We start from the raw sequence: 18,493 nt of genomic DNA, 5'->3' as shown, positions 1-18,493 counted from the left end.
TCCACTAAAGTCATCCGAGAGTCAGCCCGTGAAAACCCTCCTCAGCACGCTCATCCAGTCCGCCCTGCAGGACCTGCAGGCCCGGGGCCAGTTGCCCGCCGATATCCAGGCCAGAATCCAGTTCGACCGTCCCAAGCAGCGCGAACATGGCCACTTCGCCAGCAATGTCGCCCTGATACTGGCCAAGGCGGCCGGGCGCAAGCCACGCGAACTGGCCGAGGCCCTGGTCGCCGCCCTGCCGGCCTCGGATCAGGTCGAACGTGTCGAGATCGCAGGTCCCGGCTTCATCAACTTCTTCCTGACACCGGCCGCCTTCCAGGCCGTGCTGCACCAGGCGCTCGATGATCCCGAAGCCTTCGGCCGCAGCGACACCGGCGCGGGCCGGAAGATCCAGCTCGAATTCGTGTCCGCCAACCCCACCGGCCCCCTGCATGTTGGTCATGGCCGCGGCGCGGCCTATGGCGCCACGCTCGCCAATCTGCTCGACAACGCCGGGTTTGCGGTGCACAAGGAGTATTACGTCAACGACGCCGGCCGGCAGATGGACATCCTTGCCGTCAGCGTCTGGCTGCGCTATCTCGAAGCCCTCGGCGTGGCCTACCCCTTCCCGCCCAATGCCTATCAGGGCAGCTATGTCCGCGCCATTGCCGAAGATCTGCGCCAGCAGCATGGCGAGCGCTTCCGGGTCGAGGCCACCGATCTTTCTGACCTGCCGGACCCGGCCAGCGAGCCCGAACCCTATCTCGATGCCCTGATCGAGCGGGCCCGCCGCCTGCTTGACAGCGATGGCTTTGCCATCGTCCATGCCGCGGGGCTTACCAGCATTCTCGACGACATCCGCGAGGATCTTGCCGAATTCGGCGTCACCTTCGATACCTGGTTCTCCGAAAAGAGCCTGATGGACCGGGATCTGGTCGGCCACACCATCGCAACCCTCCAGGCCGGTGGGCATCTATACGAGCGGGATGGCGCCCTGTGGTTCCGCTCCACCGCCTTTGGCGACGACAAGGACCGCGTGGTGCGGCGCGAGAATGGCGCCTACACCTACTTCGCCTCCGACATCGCGTATCACGCCAACAAATTCGCGCGCGGCTTCGAGCAGGTCATCGACATGTGGGGCGCCGATCACCACGGCTACGTGCCACGGGTCAAGGCGGCGCTGCAGGCCCTGGATCTCGATCCCGCGCGTCTGGAAGTACTGCTGGTGCAGTTCGCCATCCTCTATCGCGGCAGCGAGAAGGTCTCGATGTCCACCCGCGCCGGCGAGTTCGTCACCCTGCGCGAGCTGCGCCAGGAAGTCGGCAAGGATGCCGCGCGCTTTTTCTACGTGCTGCGCCGTGCCGACCAGCATCTTGACTTTGATCTGGAACTTGCCAAGAGCCAGAGCGACGAGAACCCGGTGTTCTATATCCAGTACGCCCATGCCCGCATCCACAGCGTGTTTCGCCAGGCCCGTGAGCGCGGCATGACGCTGCCGGACTGGCGCAACACGGATCTCTCTCCGCTCGACAGCACCCATGAGATCGAGCTCATGGACCGCATCGCGCGTTTTCCCGAAGTCGCCGAGCAGGCCGCCATCGACCGCGAGCCGCACCAGATCGCCTTCTACCTCAAGGACCTCGCCAGCGAGTTCCATACCTATTACAACGCCAGCCGCTTCCTCCTGGAAGATGAGCGCCTGCGCAATGCCCGCCTGAGTCTGGTGCGCGCCACGGGCTATGTCATTGCCCGCGGCCTGGGCCTGCTCGGCGTCAGCGCGCCGGAACAGATGTAGCCTGCGAGGCAGACCAGCAAGACGATGCGCGATTACAAGGGCAATACCAGCCGATCCTCGGGCCCGCAAAGGCGCCGTCCCGCCGCCGTGCGCAAGCCGCCACCGAAGGCCGCAAGCAGTGGCGGCGGGCCGCGCTGGCTGCTGGCTGGGCTTGCCGCGGGCCTGCTGGTGGCCTTGCTGGTATTCCTGAGCGGCCGCGAGGACCCCGCCAAACCCGACCTGCGCCTGAGCGAGACCGACGAGACCCCTGCCCGGGTTGCTCCCCCGCGTCCGGCACCGCGTGTTGAAGACCCGAAGCCCGCGCCAGCCAAGCCAGAAAAGGATCCCGAGGCCCTGGCCCTGCTGGAGGAGCCTCTCCCACCCCCCAGGCCGGCCCCGCCAGCGCCCGCCACGCCGGCAGCAAAACCCGCCCCCAGCACGGCAACCACCGCCTCGGACAAGGCCGAGAAGCCGGTGAAGACTGCCAAAGCCGAGAAGCGGCCTCCTGAGGAAGCCAAATATCAGTTCTATGACCTGCTGCCGAGCATGGAAGTCGAAGTCCCGGCCGATGCGCTCGACACCCCGCCTGGCAGCGCACCAGATCACGCCGCCGCCCGCCTGGCCGAGGGGGCGGCCCCGCACAGCGATCCGGCGCCCATTGCCAAGCTCGCCCCTGGCGAGTACTTCGTCATCCAGGCCGGTTCCTTCCGGGATCCCGCCGAGGCCCAGGCCATGAGTGCCAAACTTGCCTTGCGCGGTCTGCGCACGCGGGTGCGGCCGGTGACGATCCCCGGCCAGGGCAAGTGGTACCGCCTGCGCAGCGAACCCTATCATCAGGCCCAGGAAGCCAGCGAGGCACTGCAGGCAGCCCGCGCCAGCGGCGCCCAGGTCATGCTCATCAAGACCCGCTGACCACAGTCGGGCTGGCGCTTTCATAAGAAAGCGCGTATACTCGCCCTGTTCACTAAAACAGAACATACGCCACGTCCCTAGCCCCCTCAGTTGCACATCATTTCCGGGTTCGAGACGTTTTCAGGACCCTGGCCATTCAATTTAGGGCTCGCCGACGGCAAGCCTCAGGGTTCTCCTTACCCACTGCCCCACACGGGCAAGCGAGTACAATCAATGTCATTTGCAGAACTGAATCTTTGCCAGCCCCTCATGCAGGCACTGGCCGCCTCCGGCTATGACCAGCCGACCGAAATCCAGCGTCAGGCCATCCCCGCCGCCCTGAGCGGCCAGGATGTCATGGCCTCGGCGCAGACCGGCACGGGCAAGACCGCCGCCTTCGTGCTGCCGGCCCTGCAACGCCTGCAGACCCCGGCCGCCGTGTCCGGCCGCGGCCCGCGCGTGCTGATTCTCACCCCCACCCGCGAACTGGCGCAGCAGATCCAGGAAGCCATCCGCCGCTATGCCCGCTTCACCCCCTTGCGGGCCGGCGTGATCGTCGGTGGCGCCCCCTATCCCGCCCAGGAACAGATGCTGGCCCGCCCCCTGGATCTGCTGGTGGCGACGCCGGGACGGCTGATCGACCACATGCAGCGCAATCGGGTGGATTTCTCCCGCATGGAACTGCTGGTGCTCGACGAGGCCGATCGCATGCTGGACATGGGCTTTGTCGATGACGTGGAACGGATCGCCGCCGCGGCCCCGGCCTCGCGTCAGACCCTGCTGTTTTCAGCCACCCTGGAAGGTGGCCCGGCCCGTCTGGCCAGCCGCATGCTGAAAGACCCGGTGCGCATCCAGGTCGCCGGCGTGCGCGAAAAGCATGACAACATCGAGCAGCGCCTGCTCCTGGCCGATGGCGTCGAGCACAAGCGCCGCCTGCTGGAGCACCTGCTGCAACAGGACGAGCTGACCCAGGCCATCGTGTTCACCGCCACCAAGGCCGCGGCCGATCAGCTTGCCGAGAACCTGGCCGGTCAGGGCCATGCCAGTGCCGCCCTGCATGGCGACATGCGCCAGTCAGCCCGTACCCGCACCGTGCAGCGCATGCGTCGTGGACAGGTGCGCGTTCTGGTGGCTACTGACGTCGCGGCCCGCGGCCTGGACATCCAGGGCCTGAGTCATGTGATCAACTTCGATCTGCCCATGGTGGCCGAGGACTACGTGCATCGCATCGGCCGCACCGGCCGCGGTGGTGCCAGTGGTGTCGCCATCTCCTTCGCCGGCCCGCAGGAGCGCGGCAACCTGAGCCGCATCGAGCGCCTGACCGGTCATCGCATGGAGCGCAGCGTCATTGTCGGGCTGGAACCGCGCCAAAGCGAGAGCGCATCGCGCCCCGCGCCCCGGCGCACAGGTGCCCCCCGCCCTGGCCAGCAGCCCGGCAATCGCGCGGGTGCGTCAGCCCGTCCAGGTGACAGGACCGACGCGCCGGCGCGTCAGGGCGAAGGCCGCTATGGCGAGAACAGCCGCTTCTCCAAGGATGCCCCCCGCCGGGGTGAAGGCCGCGGCTGGAAGGCCGGCGAGCAGAATGGCCCGCGCCGGGGCTATCGTTAAATAGCGGTAAACCCTTCCCTGGTCTGTTGCGTTTGCTAAGATAAGTTATCGCGCCGGCAGGCGCTTCAGACCGAGGACATGGCATGAATCGACGCAACTTCCTGAACCAGCTCTTTCTTTTGCTGTTTCTGGGCAGCCCGGCATTTGCCTGGGCGCTCAGCGCCGGCACCGACTACGTTCCTCTGGAACGGCCGGTACCGGCGGACAACCGCAAGGGCGTGGAGGTAGTGGAGGTCTTTGCCTTCAGTTGCCCTCACTGCTATGAGCTGGAACCCGTGCTGCAGCAGTGGCTGCGCAAAAACGAGGGCCGGGTGAATTTCGTCGGTATGCCGGTGGTCGGCAATCCGAGCCAGGAAGGCATGGCGCGGGCATTCTATGCCGCCCAGGCCATGGGCAAGGAACACGCCTACCGCGAGGCGCTCTTCAATGCCATTCAAAGGCAGGGCATGGACTGGCAGGATCCGGCTACCTTTGTCCAGGCCGCCCGCCAGGTCGGGCTGGATCCTGACCGCTTTCAGGCGATGATGAGCTCCTTCTCGGTGGCCTCCAAGGTCAACCGGGCACGCCAACTCACCGAGGATTATGGCATCACCGGGGTACCCACCCTGATCGTCGCCGGCCGTTACCGCACCTCCCCGGCATACACCAATGGCGACAGCGAAAAACTGATGCAGGTCGTGGGCCAACTGGTGCAAAAGGTCAAAACCCGCTGAGGCCCAGAGCTCCAAAACAAAACCCCCGCCGGGCAACCGACGGGGGTTTTTCCTTGGCTGCGAGCAGGCCGTTCAGGCCATGGCGTCGGCACCATTGCTGCCGGGCTGCGCGCGCTCGAGCAGGCTCTTGCGATAACGGCTCAGATCCTTGGCCGTCTGTAGTGGCAGACCAAACAGGCTGGAGAGATTGCGCAGAATGCCGTTGACCACCTTCTGCTCCCACTCCCGGTCAAAGCTGATCTGCTCATCCAGCCAGCGCTCCAGCCAGCCCGGATCAGGCAGGCGGCTCTGCACCGTATCATTGGGGAAGGCGGCTTCACTGACGTGCAGATTGGTCGGGTGCAGGGCCTTGGCCACCTTGGTGTTTGCCATCAGCACGCCGAGCTTTGAGAAAGCCAGGCGCGCCTCGTCGCCGCAACGATCGATGGCGCGGCGCATGAACTTCAGATAGGCGTTGCCGTGACGGGCCTCGTCATGCGACAGCAGGGAATAGATGTGCTTGATCACCGGTTCGGTGTGCCACTCGGCGGCGCGCCGGTACCACTGGGTCAGGCGCACCTCGCCGCAGAAGTGCAGCATCAGGGTCTCCAACGCCGGGGCCGGGTCGAACTCGAAGCGCACGCCGTGCAATTCTTCCTCGGTCGGCACGAACTGCGGCGCGAAGCGGTTGAGATACTCGATGAGCACCAGCGCATGCTTCTGCTCCTCATAAAACCAGACCGACATGAAGGCGCAGAAATCCGAATCGTGCCGGTTGTCCCGCAGGAACATCTCGGTGGCGGGCAAGGCAGACCATTCGGTGATAGCATTCATCTTGATAGTATGCAGTTGCTCATCCGTAATCTTGTCCGGATCGAACTGGTCCCAGGGCACATCGTCCTGGAGGTTCCAGCGAACCTTTTCCAGCGACTTGAACAATTCCGGATAAAACATGCGTGCCTCCAGAGGAAACGCGGGCAGAGCCCAGGAAAAACATCAGCCTGCCATTTTAACAGGTTCCGATACAGATGCCATACTTCTCGCAAATTCAAAGGGTTTTCATCACCGGGGCCAGTAGCGGCATCGGCCAGGCACTCGCTGCAGCCTATGCCGGGCCCGGGGTGCAGCTCGGCCTGCTCGGGCGCGATGCCGCACGGCTGGAAAGCACCGCGGCCCTGGTTCGCGCCCGGGGCGGCCTGCCCCACTGTTTCAGCGCCGATGTCCGGGACGCGGACGCCATGCAGGACATCGCGGCGACATTCATTGCCAGCGCGGGGGTGCCGCAGGTGCTCATTGCCAATGCCGGTGTCAGTGTCGGGACACTGACCCAGTGCCCGGAGGACAGCAGCACCTTCCGCGAGGTCATGGACACCAACTGGCTGGGCATGGTGCATACCTTCAGCGCCTTCCTGCCGGCCATGCTGGCCGCCGGTGAAGGCCGTCTCGCCGGCATTGCCAGTGTCGCCGGCTTCCGCGGCCTGCCCGGGGCCGGCGCCTACTCGGCGTCCAAGGCCGCGACCATCAGCTATCTCGAAAGCCTGCGCCTGGAGCTGGCCGGCAGCGGACTTGCGGTCAGCACCATCTGTCCGGGTTACGTCGACACCCCGATGACGCGCATCAATCCCTATCCCATGCCCTGGCTGATGACCCCGGAACGGGCGGCGGCGCGCATGCGCCGTGCCATCGATCGGGGGCAGGCCTGGCTGGTGCTGCCACGCCCCATGAGCTGGATCGGCTGGGTCCTGCGACACCTGCCCATCAAAGTCTATGACCTCCTGTTCCGCCAGGCACCGCGCAAGCCCCGTCGGGTCAGCGGCTAGACATATCCCGCAGAGGCTACTTGTTCACAGCACCCATTTGTGGCAGTCAATAGCCAGGAAACAGCCACTCTTTCAAACCAGCTTTCTTCCCTGATCGCAAACTATTGATTTTCAACAAAAACCTTGATGACTAATTTTTGGGCAAGACGCCGCGAGCCTTCTGCTGTCACAATTTTGACAAAACCCCGGGCAACTACTCACAAACTTATCCACAGCATCGGGGGACAAGTCACCGGTCTGGTGATACCAAGGCCGGACAGGCCAAAGCCCTTGCTTGCGGGCATCACTGGTCTAAAATGATCCCCAGATCCGTCCTTTGTCGCCACCAGGGCCGGATCTGGCAAGCCACAGGAACGCCAAAAATCCGGCACAACACGGGCCACCTCACCACCCCACATCGCAGCGAGCAGGAGCATGATCATGCAGGCAGAAAACCCGTTTCCCGCCGTACTCAGCATTGCCGGCCTGGATCCCTCGGGCGGCGCCGGCATTGCCGCCGACCTGCTCACATTCGCCAGCATGGGCGTGCACGGCTGCGCTGCGCTCAGCGCCCTGACCGTGCAGGACACCCAGGACGTCAAGGGCTTCGTCAGCATGGACCCGACCGATGTCGCAGCCCAGGCCCGGGCGGTGCTGGAAGACATCCCGATTCGGGCGATCAAGCTTGGCATGCTGCCCAGTATCGGCATCATGGAAGCAGTCGCCGCCATTCTGATGGACTACCCAGACATTCCGCTGGTGCTCGACCCGGTACTGCAGGCCGGCGGTGGCGGCGCGCTCGTCGAGGAAGACCTGCGCGATGCCATGAAGACACTGCTGCTGCCCCGCTGCGCGCTCGTTACGCCCAACAGCCTGGAGGCGCGCCAGCTCGCGCCCGAAGCCGACAACCTGGAGGCCGCCGGTCAGGCGCTGCTGGCGCTGGGCGCGGATCACGTGCTCATTACCGGCGGCCACGAACCCACGCCCGAGCTGGAAAGCCTGTTGTTTCACGACAGCCGGTTACTCGAACGCTATGCACAGCCCCGGCTTCCCGGGCAGTATCACGGCACCGGCTGCACCCTCTCCGCCGCAGTGGCCGCAGCCCTGGCACACGGCCTGGACATGCGCAATGCCGTCGAGGAAGCCTTGGCCTTCACCCACAGCGCGGTGCAGTTCGCCTATCGCGCAGGCCTTGGCCAACTGATCCCTGATCGGCTGTTCTGGGCCCGCGACGACTACGATATAGACCCGCAATCCGGCCCCGGGGTTCACTGATGCACGACCGCCGGGACCGCGCCCGAAGTCTGATCCGGGGGCTGTACGCCATCACGGATGCCGAGCTGATGCCCGAGCTGGACTTCGTCACGCGGGCAGAGGCCGCGCTGCGTGGCGGGGCGCGCATCCTGCAATACCGCGACAAGAGCGCGGACATCGAAAAACGCCAGCGTCAGGCCATTGGTCTCCTGAGCGTCTGCATCAGACATGGCGCCACCCTGGTCATCAATGATGACGTCCTGCTGGCCCGCCGCATCGGTGCCCCGGCCGTGCATCTGGGCCAGGGCGACATGAGCATTCAGGACGCCCGCGCCGTGCTGGGACCAGAAGTGCTCATTGGCGTGAGTTGTCACAATAGCCTGGAACTGGCCATCAAGGCGCAACTGGCTGGCGCCGACTATCTGGCCTTTGGCGCCTTTCATGCTTCCAGCACCAAACCCGAAGCCGTGATTGCCGCACCCGAGCTGCTGCACAGCGCCCGCCGCCAGCTCTCCCTGCCCCTGGTGGCCATTGGCGGCGTCACCCCGGAAAACGGCGGCTTTCTGTTGCGCGCCGGCGCCGATGCCTTGGCCGTGGTCAGCGGCATCTTCGCCGCGGAGGACATCGAGGCCGCCGCCCGCCGCTTCGCCCGCCTGTTTTCCAGTCAAGCCTAGCTCGTCAACCGCAGCCCGGCCGGTACGTTGATCAGGAAATCCGTCCGGCGACTTCCACCACCCGGGCCTGTCCGCTTAACATAGAGAAACTCAGGCCGCCATGACGGAAAACGGATGGCGGCGGGTTCTTTGTTCCCTTTATCATGCTTTTGCATGGCCCGGCCCCGGAGATGACATGACGCACGCGCAGTCCCAGCAGCTCTTTGAAAAAGCCCAGATCCACATTCCCGGCGGCGTGAATTCGCCGGTGCGCGCCTTTCGCGGTGTCGGCGGCAGCCCGGTGTTTTTCGAGCGCGGCGAGGGAGCGCATCTCTGGGACGTGGATGGCAACCGCTACATCGATTACGTCGCGTCCTGGGGGCCGATGATCAACGGCCACAACCCGCCGGAGGTGGTGCGTGCGGTGCAGGAACAGGCCGCCCGCGGTCTGGGCTTTGGCGCGCCAACCGCCATCGAGGTGGAGATGGCCGACACCCTGTGCCGGCTGGTGCCGTCCATGGACAAGGTGCGCATGGTCTCCAGCGGCACCGAGGCGACCATGAGCGCCATCCGCCTGGCGCGTGGCTTTACCGGGCGCGACAAGATCATCAAGTTCGAGGGTTGTTATCACGGCCACGCCGACAGCCTGCTGGTGAAGGCCGGTTCCGGCATGCTGACACTCGGCGTGCCGACCAGCCCCGGCGTGCCGGCGGACTTCGCCCGCCACACCCTGAATCTGCCTTACAATGACATCTCGGCCGTGCGCGCCGCCTTTGCCGAATTCGGTGCCGAGATCGCCGGCATCATCGTCGAACCGATTGCCGGCAACATGAACTGCGTGCCGCCCGAGCCGGGTTTCCTGGAAGGTCTGCGCGAGCTGTGCGACACCCATGAGGCGGTGCTGATCTTCGATGAGGTGATGACCGGTTTCCGGGTGGCGCCGGGCGGCGCCCAGGCCCTCTATGGCATCACCCCGGACCTGACCACGCTCGGCAAGGTGGTGGGCGGTGGCCTGCCGGTGGGCGCCTTTGGCGGCAAGGCGGTGATTATGGACCAGATCGCGCCGCTTGGGCCGGTGTATCAGGCCGGCACGCTGTCTGGCAATCCCGTGGCCATGGCAGCGGGCCTTGCCAACCTGCGCCTGCTCGAAGCGCCGCGCGTTTACAGCGATCTGGCGGACAAGACCCGTCACTTGAGCGAAGGCATGCAGGAACGCGCCAATCGTGCCGGCATTCCCTTTCGCAGCAACGTGGTGCCGGGCATGTTCGGCTGGTTCTTCACCGAGGTCCCGAGCGTGCGCAGCTATGCCGACGTCATGCGCAGCGACGTGAATCGCTTCCAGAAATTCTTTCACGGCATGCTGGAACAGGGCGTCTATCTCGCCCCCAGCGCCTTCGAGGCCGGCTTCGTCTCCACCCGGCACGGCAGCGATGACATCGAGCAGACCCTGAAGGCCGCTGAAACCGTCTTTGCCAAACTTTGACAGGAGTCTCCATGGAAATGCGTGCAAGTATCCGTCGCACCGGCCTGAGCCTGCTGGTATTCGCCGGCATCCTGAGTGGCTGCGCCTCGGCCCCGGTCACCGGCCGGCAGCAGTTCCTGCTGGTCTCGGAGAGTGACGTCAACCAGCTCGGGGCGGTCACTTACCAGAAGGAACTGAGCGGACAGCCGATCAATCGCAATCCCCAGCAGGTCGCCCAGGTGCGCCGGGTGGGCGAACGCATCGCCCGGGTCGCTAACCGACCCGACTACAAATGGGAGTTCAATGTCATCGACGAGCCCCAGACCATCAATGCCTTTGCCCTGCCCGGCGGCAAGGTGGCGGTCTATTCGGGCCTGCTGAATCTTGGCTTGAGCGACGATGAACTGGCGGCGGTGATGGGTCACGAGATAGCCCATGCCATTGCCCAGCACAGCCGCGAGCGGGTATCCCAGGAGGTCGGTCTGAACCTGGCCATGAGCGTGCTCGGTGGCGGGCGCATCAGCCCGGCCACCAGCCAGCTCATCAACACCGCCTTTGGCATTGGCGTGGAGCTGCCCTTCGGCCGACGCCAGGAATCGGAAGCGGATCTGGTGGGCCTCGACCTGATGGCGCGCGCCGGCTACAACCCCGAGGCCGCCCTGAGCTTCTGGCAGAAGATGATGCGCGCCTCGGCAGGCCAGCCCCGGCCGCCGCAGTTCCTGTCCAGTCACCCCTCGGATGAGGCGCGCCTCGCCGCCCTGCGCGCTGCCATTCCCCGTTACATGCCCATCTACAGGCAGGCCCACAGGTAGCCGGCGGCTTTGCCTTGCCCGCCGATTCTGGGCTATAGTTGATGTCGGAAAGACGCACCGGGTGGCCAGCAGGCCCCAGCGTTGGCACCCACCCGGACCGTACAATATCTAATATAAGCGGACCCGACATGAGCACGATCTTTACCCGCATCATCCGGGGTGAAATCCCGGCCCAGAAGCTGCTCGAAGACGAGCGCTACCTCGCCTTTCTCGACACCCGCCCGGTCGCTGCGGGGCACACCCTCGTCATCCCCAAGCAGGAACACGACTACATCTTCACCCTCGATGACGAGACCCTGGCCGGGCTGCTCCCCTTCGCCAAGCGCGTCGTGCCGGCCCTGGAACAGGTGACCGGCTGCCTGCGCGTGGGCGTGATGGTGGCCGGGCTCGAAGTGCCCCATACCCATGTCCATCTGATCCCGATGCAAGCCATATCGGACCTCAACTTCGCCCGGGCCCGGCAAGCAACGTCCGAGGAACTGGCGGACATGGGTGAGCGCATCCGCGCCGCCCTGTCAAAATCCTGATACGGCGTGCCGATGCCTTGCCGTCTGTATCTTGTGGGCCTGCTCTGCCTGCTGGTCGCAAGTCCCCTGCGGGCCCAGCCGCTTGACCTCAACCAGGCCGACCAGGCAGCCTTTGATCAGCTGCCCGGCATCGGCCCTGCCAAGGCCCAGGCCATCATCGAGCACCGGGCGAAGCATGGCCCCTTCACCAGCGTCGAGGCCCTGGATGCCGTACCGGGCATCGGCCCGAAGCTGATGGAGCGCCTGCGGGATCTCGTCAGCGTAAGCCCTGCCAGCAACAAACCCGACAGCAAGCCAGCACTCAAGCCGGCCGGCAGGACCCTGGAGCCAGCACCCAGGCAGGAACAGCCCGCCGCCATCATCAGCGGCCAGGGCAAGACCCGCTTTTTCGATGCCCAAGGCCGCCCCATGCGCCCTCCCACCCGCCCCTAGCGGGAACTGGGGCCAGCCTGCATTCGGGTGAGGCGCTTGCGCGCCAGCTTCCATCAGGCAAGCTGGTAACGAACGAAAAAAGCCCCGCACTAGGCGGGGCTCGGGTGATCAGCGGAACTAGAGTTCGCCGTAGGAGTGCAACCCGGACAGGAACATGTTCACGCCCAGGAAGGCAAAGGTCACCACCAGGAGACCGATCAGCGACCACCAGGCCAGAGGCCGGCCGCGCCAGCCCTTGCTGATGCGTGCATGCAGCCAGCCGGCGTAGTTCAACCAGACGATCAAGGCCCAGGTCTCCTTGGGATCCCAGGACCAGTAGCCGCCCCAGGCCTCAGCCGCCCACATCGCCCCTAGGATGGTGGCGATGGTGAAGAAGGCAAAGCCAACCGCAATCGACTTGTACATCAGGTCATCGAGCACCTCGCCGGTTGGCAGCACCCGGGTCATGAGGCCACCCCCGGCCGCCTCGCTGCGCGAGCGCATCAGGTAGGCCACGCCGACCATGGCCGACAGCGCGAAGGAACCATAGCCAATGAAGTTGGCCGGGACATGGATCTTCATCCAGTAGCTCTGCAGGGCCGGCACCAGCGGCTGGATTTCCTGGGCCTGGCGGGTAAATGTGTACCAGAGCAGAAAGGCAACGGCGGCCGTGACCACCAGCATGACGAAGGCACCCAGGCTGCGGGTGGCGTAGCGCTTCTCGTAGAAAAGATAGAAGAGTGCCGTGATCAGGCAAAACAGGATGAACACTTCATAGAGATTGCTGACCGGAATGTGGCCCCAGTCCGGGTGAGCCAGATAGGTCTCGCGCCAGCGCACCATCAGGCCGATGAAGCCCATGGCAATCGCCGACCAGGTCAGGGCCGTGGCGCTCCTGCCGACGAACTCGCTTTGCGTCGGCAGGTAGGCGATATAGGTCAGGGTGGCGAGCACGAACAGCGCACTCATCCACATGACCGCCGAGGGGCCAGAGATCAGGAACTTGAGAAAGAAATTCTGCTCGGCCGTGGCGCCCTGGCCGTACAGCCAGATGGCAAAGAGGCTCGTCCCCGCCACCACCAGGGACAAAACCTGCAGGGCGCGCCAGCGCACGCCCAGCACCGCCATGCCCGCATAGCTCAGCAGCAGGATGACGTGTTCGAAAACGTCGAGATCGGCCCCGTACTTCAGGAGTACGCCGCCGACCCCGGCGCTCAGCAGGGCCAGCCAACCCCAGTCCCGGGCGCCAAGATTGCGCCAGAACGGCCGCGGCTGATCCATGCCGCCCTGGTGCTGATGCAGTACCTGTGAGTGCGTCGTAGCCATGTTCACTCTCCGAATAGGCGTCCAGCGCCCGTGATATGAAGCAATTTACTCCCCTGGATTTGGCGGGACAAGTGCTAGACCTGTCCCGCTTTGTCATTTCGGGCCTTGAGTCGGGCACCGATGCGCCCGGCCAGTTCCGCAAAGGCCTTCTGGAAGTCCAGGACATTACGATTGCTGTTGCCGGCCAGCAGGAGATCCGTGCCGCCGTCCTCGCGTTGCCGCAAGCGCAGCCAGACCTTGCGATGCGGCAGGTAAAACAGGATGAAGATGCCGATGACCATCATGATCGAACCAAAGTAGACGATGTTCTTGCCTGGCGAACGCGTCATCTGCAGCCCGGTGGCCTGGCGCTGCTCAAAGTTCTTGAGACTCAGCAGAAATGGCACCGGATATTCCCGCAACTGCATCAGGGCTTCGATGGATGCCTGGAAGAACCAGGCCTGATCGGCAGCATTCATGTTTGGCGCGAAGCGCTTGACGGTTTCCTGGAACGCATTGACGAAAAGCTGCTCGGGTGGCGCATTCGAGCTGGCAAGACGCTTGCGGACCTCGGTGAAGTACTGCATGAAGAGCTCCGGCGTGCCATCCGGGCCGGCGGGGATGAACAGGTAGCGGAAGGGCTGATCCAATTCGACCCGCACCCCCTGCAGGAAGTAGCCGTGGCCCTCCCGCTGGAAAGGCAGCATGTAGGTCTTGAATTCGCGGCCCTTGCCGGTGGCATCGCGCACGAGGTAGTCAAAGCTCGGGCCCAGGTTGATCATCTTGCGGCTGGTATTCTTGCCGGCATCACCCGCGCTCTCGGCCGGTACGACATTGAACATCTCGAAGTTCTTGAGCTCGATCTGGTACTGCCCATCCCGTGACTTGAGGTTCTCGCCCACCCGCCCGCTCAGGGTGATCGGGGTGCCATCGGGACTGTTGAGAAAATAGCCCTTCATGTTCAGCAGCGACCCGCCATCGGAGAAGCTCGCCTGATAGATGGCCACCCCCTTGTAGATCATGGGGTGATTCACCGTGATCCGGCCCGACTTCACCGCCTTGTCGCCCTCGTAGATCACCACGTCGCTCGCGAAGGTCTTGGGCATGCCGGTGGAGTAATGCTCGATGTGGAAACCCTTGACGAACACCCGGAAGCCGAGGTCCTGTACCAGATAGCCGTTGCCGGTCTGGAGGAAGATCACGCCCGAGGAATCCCCCTCGGCAATGCTGACATTGCCCCGGAAGGACGGGTTCTTCGGGCTGAGCCAGGCGCTGTCCGGAATCGTTGCCACCGGCTTGTTGAAGTCCGTTTCCGGCTCCAGGGCGCCACGCATGATGTCGAACTTGATCGGCAGATTGCCATCGAGCAGGCCGCCAATGAAGATCACGATCAGGGCCAGGTGGGTCAGGATATAGCCGAGCCGGTTCAGGGCGCCCTTGTGACCGGCGAGGCTCTCCACCCCATTCTCGCCCTTCTCCGCACGCACGCGATAGCCGGCCTGCTGCAATACCGCACTGGCTTCCGCCACCGCCTGCGCAGGCGCCATGGCGAGCTGCAGTTCGCGGTGCTCCGGCATGTTCAGCAGGGCCTTCTCGTGCATGCGCACCCGCAGCTCGCGCATCTCGCGCAGCATGTTGGGGGTCTGACGCCAGAGACAGGCGCTGGTTGAGATCAGCAGGAAGGCGAGAATACTGATGAACCACAGGCTGTGATAGACATCGAATAGATTCAGCGCCTTGAAGACCTCGAACCAGTAGGCACCGAACTCGATGATGTAGTCCTGATAGGACTGGTTCTGCTTCAGGATGGTACCGATGATCGAGGCAATGGCGAGCGCCACCAACAGGGTGACGGCCAGACGCATGGACCCGAGAAACTGCATCAGGCCATAGGTACTACCCCGGTCAGTGGAAGAGGATTCGGGCAGGGAAGCGGCGTTGGACACCGGAAACTCCAGCTAATTGTGTGTGCAGCAGAAAGCTTAGACCACTTCAGTAGGGTCTAAAGTTCCGGAAAACAAAAAGGAACGGACGCGCTTCTGCCCCTCGGCGGGGCTCTCGGAGCACCCGGATACTGCCCGTAATCCTTACAGTGCCCAACAAAATAGCCATTTCTTGCCCCTAGCTCGTATCGAGAGGAGCGTGTCACGGCCAAGCCTCTGCTGGATGACGCATTGTGGGCAAAGATCGAACCCTTGCTGCCGCCCCATCCGCCACGCCTGAGGGGTGGACGACCCCGACTACCGGATCAAGCAGCGTTGCCCGACATCCTCTTTATACTACGTATCGTCATTCCTTGGGAACACCTGCCCAAAGAGATGGGCTATGGCTCGGGCATGACCTGCTGGCGCAGGCTGCGCGACTGGCAGGCCGCCGGAGTCTGGCAACAGTTGCATCAAATCATGCTGGTCCACTTGCAATCCTATCCAGGTACTTCATCCAGGTACTCGGAGCCATCCCCCCGGTGCGGGGACTGCCGGGGCATCGAATCCCGTGAACGCCTGAGAGATACCGCAGGAAAGTCGAGCGCACTTTCTCCTGGTTGCACCGCATGCGCCGTTGGCGTAACCGCTACGAGCACCGCGCCGACATTCACCAGGTCTTCCTCCAACTCGGCAGCATTCTCTCATCGCCCGGAACTTCATCCAAAGGTTTTGTTAGAGGCTCTTACTCAAAAAGCCTCAGCCATTGTAAGATAGCCTGGGTAAGTCAATCGCCCGGACGGGCCGGGCGGCCGCACGTTCCGCATGGCGCAGGCAGCGACATCAGAAGACGAACTGCAAGCCCAGTGTCGCCTGGTCGTAATCCTGCAATGAAGGATTGGTCGGATGCTCGGTATCGAAGCTCACTTTTGCGTACTCGAACGTAACCTTGAGTTTCTGGCCGTCCAAGTAATAGTTGAAACCGGCGCCATTCCAGCTCCGGTCATAGTATTCCGCGCCAGCGAGAGTGCCGTTGTCGCTTATGACCCCATAGTCCTGCCCTTCGTTCCGCGCGAAGAACTGCAGGCGGCCGGGGCCAATCTTTCCCGGTAGCATATAGCCAGCCTTGACATAATAACCCTTTAAATCACTGTTGGCGCCAATATTGGGGTCGTCAGTAGACGGATTGTCCTTAAATGCCCCGCCAGTATCGTAATTGAAGTACGCGCCGGACAGGGTATAAACCCCACTTGCCGCCGGATACTCCATGAACGCATCGACAGTCCAAGCATCGTAGTCCTTGACATCAGCACGCATCGGATAATCGCCGTACGCCACACCTTTTTGCGTGTCGTATGCGGCGCCGATGGTAAACACCTTCTGGGTACCCAGATAAGTGCCCAGATAGCCGTAGTTGTATTCAGGATCCCAGAAACTATAGTGAACACGGGCGGTCCAGCGGGCATTGTTCTCCGGTGCGGATTCGCCTTCGATGCCGTCTGCAACCATGAAACGATATTGCAGCTTGGCATCCAGCAGGTTGCCCCAGATCGCCAGACCGGTATCACGGCTGCCGCTGCCGCCGAAGGGGGAATAGGACATGTCAGTGCGATCAAGGGTGAGCGGTTCCAGACACGCCTCAAGATTTTCCCGCGAGAAGGTATTTTTGAAACGACCGACGATGAAGCGCAGCTCGTCGCTATAGTCCAGCGTCACATAGGCGTCGCGATAGTAGACGCTCTTGTTGTCTTTGCCAAGCTTGCTGTCGTTGCCCGCCTCGAGCTGGGCATAAAAGCCGATGTAGTCGTTGTACTGGCCGGAAAAGGTCAGGCGATTGCGGCGCAGAAACGCATCGGTTGACGATGAGCTGTTATTCTCCGAAGTGAAGCCCTTGTTCTGCAACCATCCCTGGAGCGCATAAGTAAAGGTCAGCGAGCCCTCATCGCCGAACCTGATCGTCGGTCCTGCGTACGTAACAACCGGAAGCAGCGAAGACAGCGCCGCCGCGCAGCACGCACACGAAAGCGGGGCAAGACGCGCGAGGCTTTTGTGAATTCTTTTCATTATATTAATCATCATATCAATCTCATTTCACTCCCGAAAGCGGTTTGTAAACGCCTAGCACCTTGTTCAAGTCGCTCGTGTGGCAACTGGCGCACGATTGCGCACCACCGAAAGGTTTGGCGACGAGAGCCTTGTGCGCCAAATCCTGCTTCATGATGCGCGGGTTGCCGCTATGGCATCCGACGCAGGAGTTATTGACCTTTGCATGCTGCGCATGCCAGGGAGACTTGACTCTGTCGAAACCCGGCTGAGGAGCACGTTTGCCGTCGTGGCACTTGAAGCAACTGGAAGCCCCCATGCCGCAGGCATTGGCCAAAGGGATCGGAGACAGTTTCGATACCCCCTCCGCAACTGCGGCGGTAGCCTCGCCGCCCCAGCTCGACGCCACCCTTTCAGCCGCCGTGTTCTTGAGTGCAGCCCCAAACTCGGTCAGCGTGACGGCACACACACCGAAAACTGCGAGAAAAGCCGCCCCGCGCCATGCTTTGCCCCCTAGAGCACCCAAGGTTTTAACGAACTTCATTGATTTTCTCCTTTTCATTGAGACCAGAATCCTTACTAGCTTCCCACTTGCCATCGTCGGCACCACTGCCAGACTCTGGCAACTTTTTCCTACCCCTGCTTATGTCGGCTTCACTCATCCCGGAAATGCAGGAGCAGACAGGTCCGCTGGAACGATACTTCAACCTAGGGACTTTCTGCGCGTCGGCAAGGTCGTCCCCTGCCGCCAGCACGGGTGCCGAACCGAACAGCAGTGCCGCAGCCAGCAACAAAATTCGTTTCATTCGGCTTCAACGCCCCCGCATTCGATAACACCACACTCACTAAGCACGAACCGTGCCAATTAGTGTTGTCCTACAAATACAATGAGTTACGCGTTCGAGAGATTCTATGCCGATTGCAAGAATTGATTTGGCGAATGTCGGATTTCAATTTGCAATGAAGTTGAGTGTTTTGGCGCCCACGATCGGGATGACCTTCCCCCTTCAGGTAGACCATTACAGAGTTCGTGATGACCGTCCAAAGGAGGTCGGAGTCATGAAAAGAAGTCGGTTCAGTGAAGAGCAGATCATCGGAGTTTTGAAAGAAGCCGGGGCGGGCATGAAAGTGGCGGTGCGCTGGCCAGTAATGGGTCAGTTTATCTGGCCACTAACAGCAGGTTACGGGAGGAGTGTCTGAACCAGCATGTTTTCCACAGTCTGGAAGAGGTCCGGAGAATCATCGAGGCCTGGCGACAGGATTACAATCAGGAGCGGCCACACAGCGCCTTGGTTGGACTGAGTCCTGAGATGTTTCGGCGGCAGTTTGAATCAACAACAGATAGCCCGAATCCGAACTAG

The 18,493-nt window shown here is 62.9% G+C and carries 18 protein-coding genes and 3 pseudogenes; 15 read left to right on the top strand and 6 right to left on the bottom strand.

Going from position 1 to position 18,493, the window contains the following annotated elements:
• The first annotated feature begins 28 nt into the window (after nt 1-28).
• The 4 genes from argS (at nt 29) to WOB96_RS08740 (ending at nt 4,965) form a co-directional block, all read left to right on the top strand.
• Nucleotides 29-1,774 carry an arginine--tRNA ligase gene (gene argS, locus WOB96_RS08755; RefSeq protein ID WP_341370915.1) on the top strand — a complete coding sequence of 582 codons (1,746 nt, stop codon included), beginning with the start codon at nt 29-31 and terminating at the stop codon, nt 1,772-1,774.
• A 24-nt stretch (nt 1,775-1,798) separates the two neighbouring features.
• The gene (locus WOB96_RS08750) at nt 1,799-2,665 is read left to right on the top strand and encodes an SPOR domain-containing protein (RefSeq protein ID WP_341370914.1); all 867 of its coding nucleotides are present in this window, start codon (nt 1,799-1,801) and stop codon (nt 2,663-2,665) included.
• A 213-nt stretch (nt 2,666-2,878) separates the two neighbouring features.
• A complete protein-coding gene (locus WOB96_RS08745; protein ID WP_341370913.1) occupies nt 2,879-4,252 on the top strand; it encodes a DEAD/DEAH box helicase in 1,374 nt (457 codons plus the stop codon).
• A gap of 83 nt (nt 4,253-4,335) precedes the next feature.
• Nucleotides 4,336-4,965, top strand: a complete 630-nt coding sequence (locus tag WOB96_RS08740; protein ID WP_341370912.1) for a thiol:disulfide interchange protein DsbA/DsbL — start codon at nt 4,336-4,338, stop codon at nt 4,963-4,965.
• 72 nt (nt 4,966-5,037) lie between these two features.
• Here the strand turns inward: WOB96_RS08740 and WOB96_RS08735 are convergent, their stop codons facing one another.
• Complete coding sequence (locus tag WOB96_RS08735; RefSeq protein WP_341370911.1) at nt 5,038-5,898, bottom strand: ferritin family protein; 861 nt, start codon at nt 5,896-5,898, stop codon at nt 5,038-5,040.
• 74 nt (nt 5,899-5,972) lie between these two features.
• Here WOB96_RS08735 and WOB96_RS08730 point away from each other — a divergent pair, with 74 nt between their 5' ends.
• The 7 genes from WOB96_RS08730 to WOB96_RS08700 all read left to right on the top strand — a co-directional run bounded on the left by WOB96_RS08730 (nt 5,973) and on the right by WOB96_RS08700 (nt 11,883).
• Nucleotides 5,973-6,764 (top strand): SDR family oxidoreductase, encoded by a 792-nt coding sequence (locus tag WOB96_RS08730; RefSeq protein ID WP_341370910.1) that lies wholly within the window; start codon nt 5,973-5,975, stop codon nt 6,762-6,764.
• Nucleotides 6,765-7,184: 420 nt separating this feature from the next.
• Nucleotides 7,185-8,018, top strand: a complete 834-nt coding sequence (gene thiD / locus WOB96_RS08725; protein ID WP_341370909.1) for a bifunctional hydroxymethylpyrimidine kinase/phosphomethylpyrimidine kinase — start codon at nt 7,185-7,187, stop codon at nt 8,016-8,018.
• Nucleotides 8,018-8,671, top strand: a complete 654-nt coding sequence (thiE, locus tag WOB96_RS08720; protein ID WP_341370908.1) for a thiamine phosphate synthase — start codon at nt 8,018-8,020, stop codon at nt 8,669-8,671. The genes thiD and thiE overlap by 1 nt, the downstream gene beginning before the upstream one ends.
• A gap of 175 nt (nt 8,672-8,846) precedes the next feature.
• A complete protein-coding gene (gene hemL / locus WOB96_RS08715) occupies nt 8,847-10,133 on the top strand; it encodes a glutamate-1-semialdehyde 2,1-aminomutase (RefSeq protein WP_341370907.1) in 1,287 nt (428 codons plus the stop codon).
• 11 nt (nt 10,134-10,144) lie between these two features.
• Nucleotides 10,145-10,924: a M48 family metallopeptidase gene (locus WOB96_RS08710; RefSeq protein ID WP_341370906.1), complete on the top strand. Its 780-nt coding sequence runs from the start codon at nt 10,145-10,147 to the stop codon at nt 10,922-10,924.
• A gap of 128 nt (nt 10,925-11,052) precedes the next feature.
• Nucleotides 11,053-11,451, top strand: coding sequence for an HIT family protein (locus WOB96_RS08705; RefSeq protein ID WP_341370905.1), 399 nt, complete (start codon nt 11,053-11,055; stop codon nt 11,449-11,451).
• Between the two features lie 12 nt (nt 11,452-11,463).
• Nucleotides 11,464-11,883, top strand: a complete 420-nt coding sequence (locus WOB96_RS08700; RefSeq protein WP_341370904.1) for a ComEA family DNA-binding protein — start codon at nt 11,464-11,466, stop codon at nt 11,881-11,883.
• A gap of 117 nt (nt 11,884-12,000) precedes the next feature.
• Here the strand turns inward: WOB96_RS08700 and ccsB are convergent, their stop codons facing one another.
• A complete protein-coding gene (gene ccsB, locus WOB96_RS08695; RefSeq protein WP_341370903.1) occupies nt 12,001-13,188 on the bottom strand; it encodes a c-type cytochrome biogenesis protein CcsB in 1,188 nt (395 codons plus the stop codon).
• Nucleotides 13,189-13,262: 74 nt separating this feature from the next.
• Complete coding sequence (locus WOB96_RS08690) at nt 13,263-15,113, bottom strand: cytochrome c biogenesis protein ResB (RefSeq protein WP_341370902.1); 1,851 nt, start codon at nt 15,111-15,113, stop codon at nt 13,263-13,265.
• A gap of 213 nt (nt 15,114-15,326) precedes the next feature.
• Here WOB96_RS08690 and WOB96_RS08685 point away from each other — a divergent pair.
• Both WOB96_RS08685 and WOB96_RS14485 read left to right on the top strand, forming a co-directional pair.
• Nucleotides 15,327-15,584: pseudogene (locus WOB96_RS08685) on the top strand (transposase); the annotation flags it as partial.
• Nucleotides 15,585-15,644: 60 nt separating this feature from the next.
• Nucleotides 15,645-15,781: pseudogene (locus WOB96_RS14485) on the top strand (IS5/IS1182 family transposase); the annotation flags it as partial.
• Nucleotides 15,782-15,932: 151 nt separating this feature from the next.
• On the opposite strand, the gene extI reads toward WOB96_RS14485, so the two are convergent.
• The 3 genes from extI to WOB96_RS08670 are packed head-to-tail and all read right to left on the bottom strand — an operon-like array spanning nt 15,933 to nt 17,938.
• Nucleotides 15,933-17,168, bottom strand: coding sequence for a selenite/tellurite reduction operon porin ExtI (extI, locus tag WOB96_RS08680; RefSeq protein WP_341370901.1), 1,236 nt, complete (start codon nt 17,166-17,168; stop codon nt 15,933-15,935).
• Between the two features lie 7 nt (nt 17,169-17,175).
• Nucleotides 17,176-17,676 carry a hypothetical protein gene (locus tag WOB96_RS08675; RefSeq protein ID WP_341370900.1) on the bottom strand — a complete coding sequence of 167 codons (501 nt, stop codon included), beginning with the start codon at nt 17,674-17,676 and terminating at the stop codon, nt 17,176-17,178.
• Complete coding sequence (locus WOB96_RS08670; protein WP_341370899.1) at nt 17,663-17,938, bottom strand: hypothetical protein; 276 nt, start codon at nt 17,936-17,938, stop codon at nt 17,663-17,665. The genes WOB96_RS08675 and WOB96_RS08670 overlap by 14 nt, the downstream gene beginning before the upstream one ends.
• A 106-nt stretch (nt 17,939-18,044) precedes the next feature.
• Between WOB96_RS08670 and WOB96_RS08665 the strand changes: the two genes are divergently transcribed.
• Both WOB96_RS08665 and WOB96_RS08660 read left to right on the top strand, forming a co-directional pair.
• Nucleotides 18,045-18,332 carry a hypothetical protein gene (locus WOB96_RS08665; protein WP_341370898.1) on the top strand — a complete coding sequence of 96 codons (288 nt, stop codon included), beginning with the start codon at nt 18,045-18,047 and terminating at the stop codon, nt 18,330-18,332.
• A pseudogene (locus WOB96_RS08660) lies at nt 18,305-18,493 on the top strand (integrase core domain-containing protein); the annotation flags it as partial. The gene WOB96_RS08665 and the pseudogene WOB96_RS08660, both read left to right, overlap by 28 nt.

Origin of the sequence: Thermithiobacillus plumbiphilus, from assembly GCF_038070005.1 — a bacterium.
Taxonomy (GTDB): domain Bacteria; phylum Pseudomonadota; class Gammaproteobacteria; order Acidithiobacillales; family Thermithiobacillaceae; genus JBBPCO01.
This window is presented reverse-complemented; position numbering and strand designations above follow the sequence as displayed.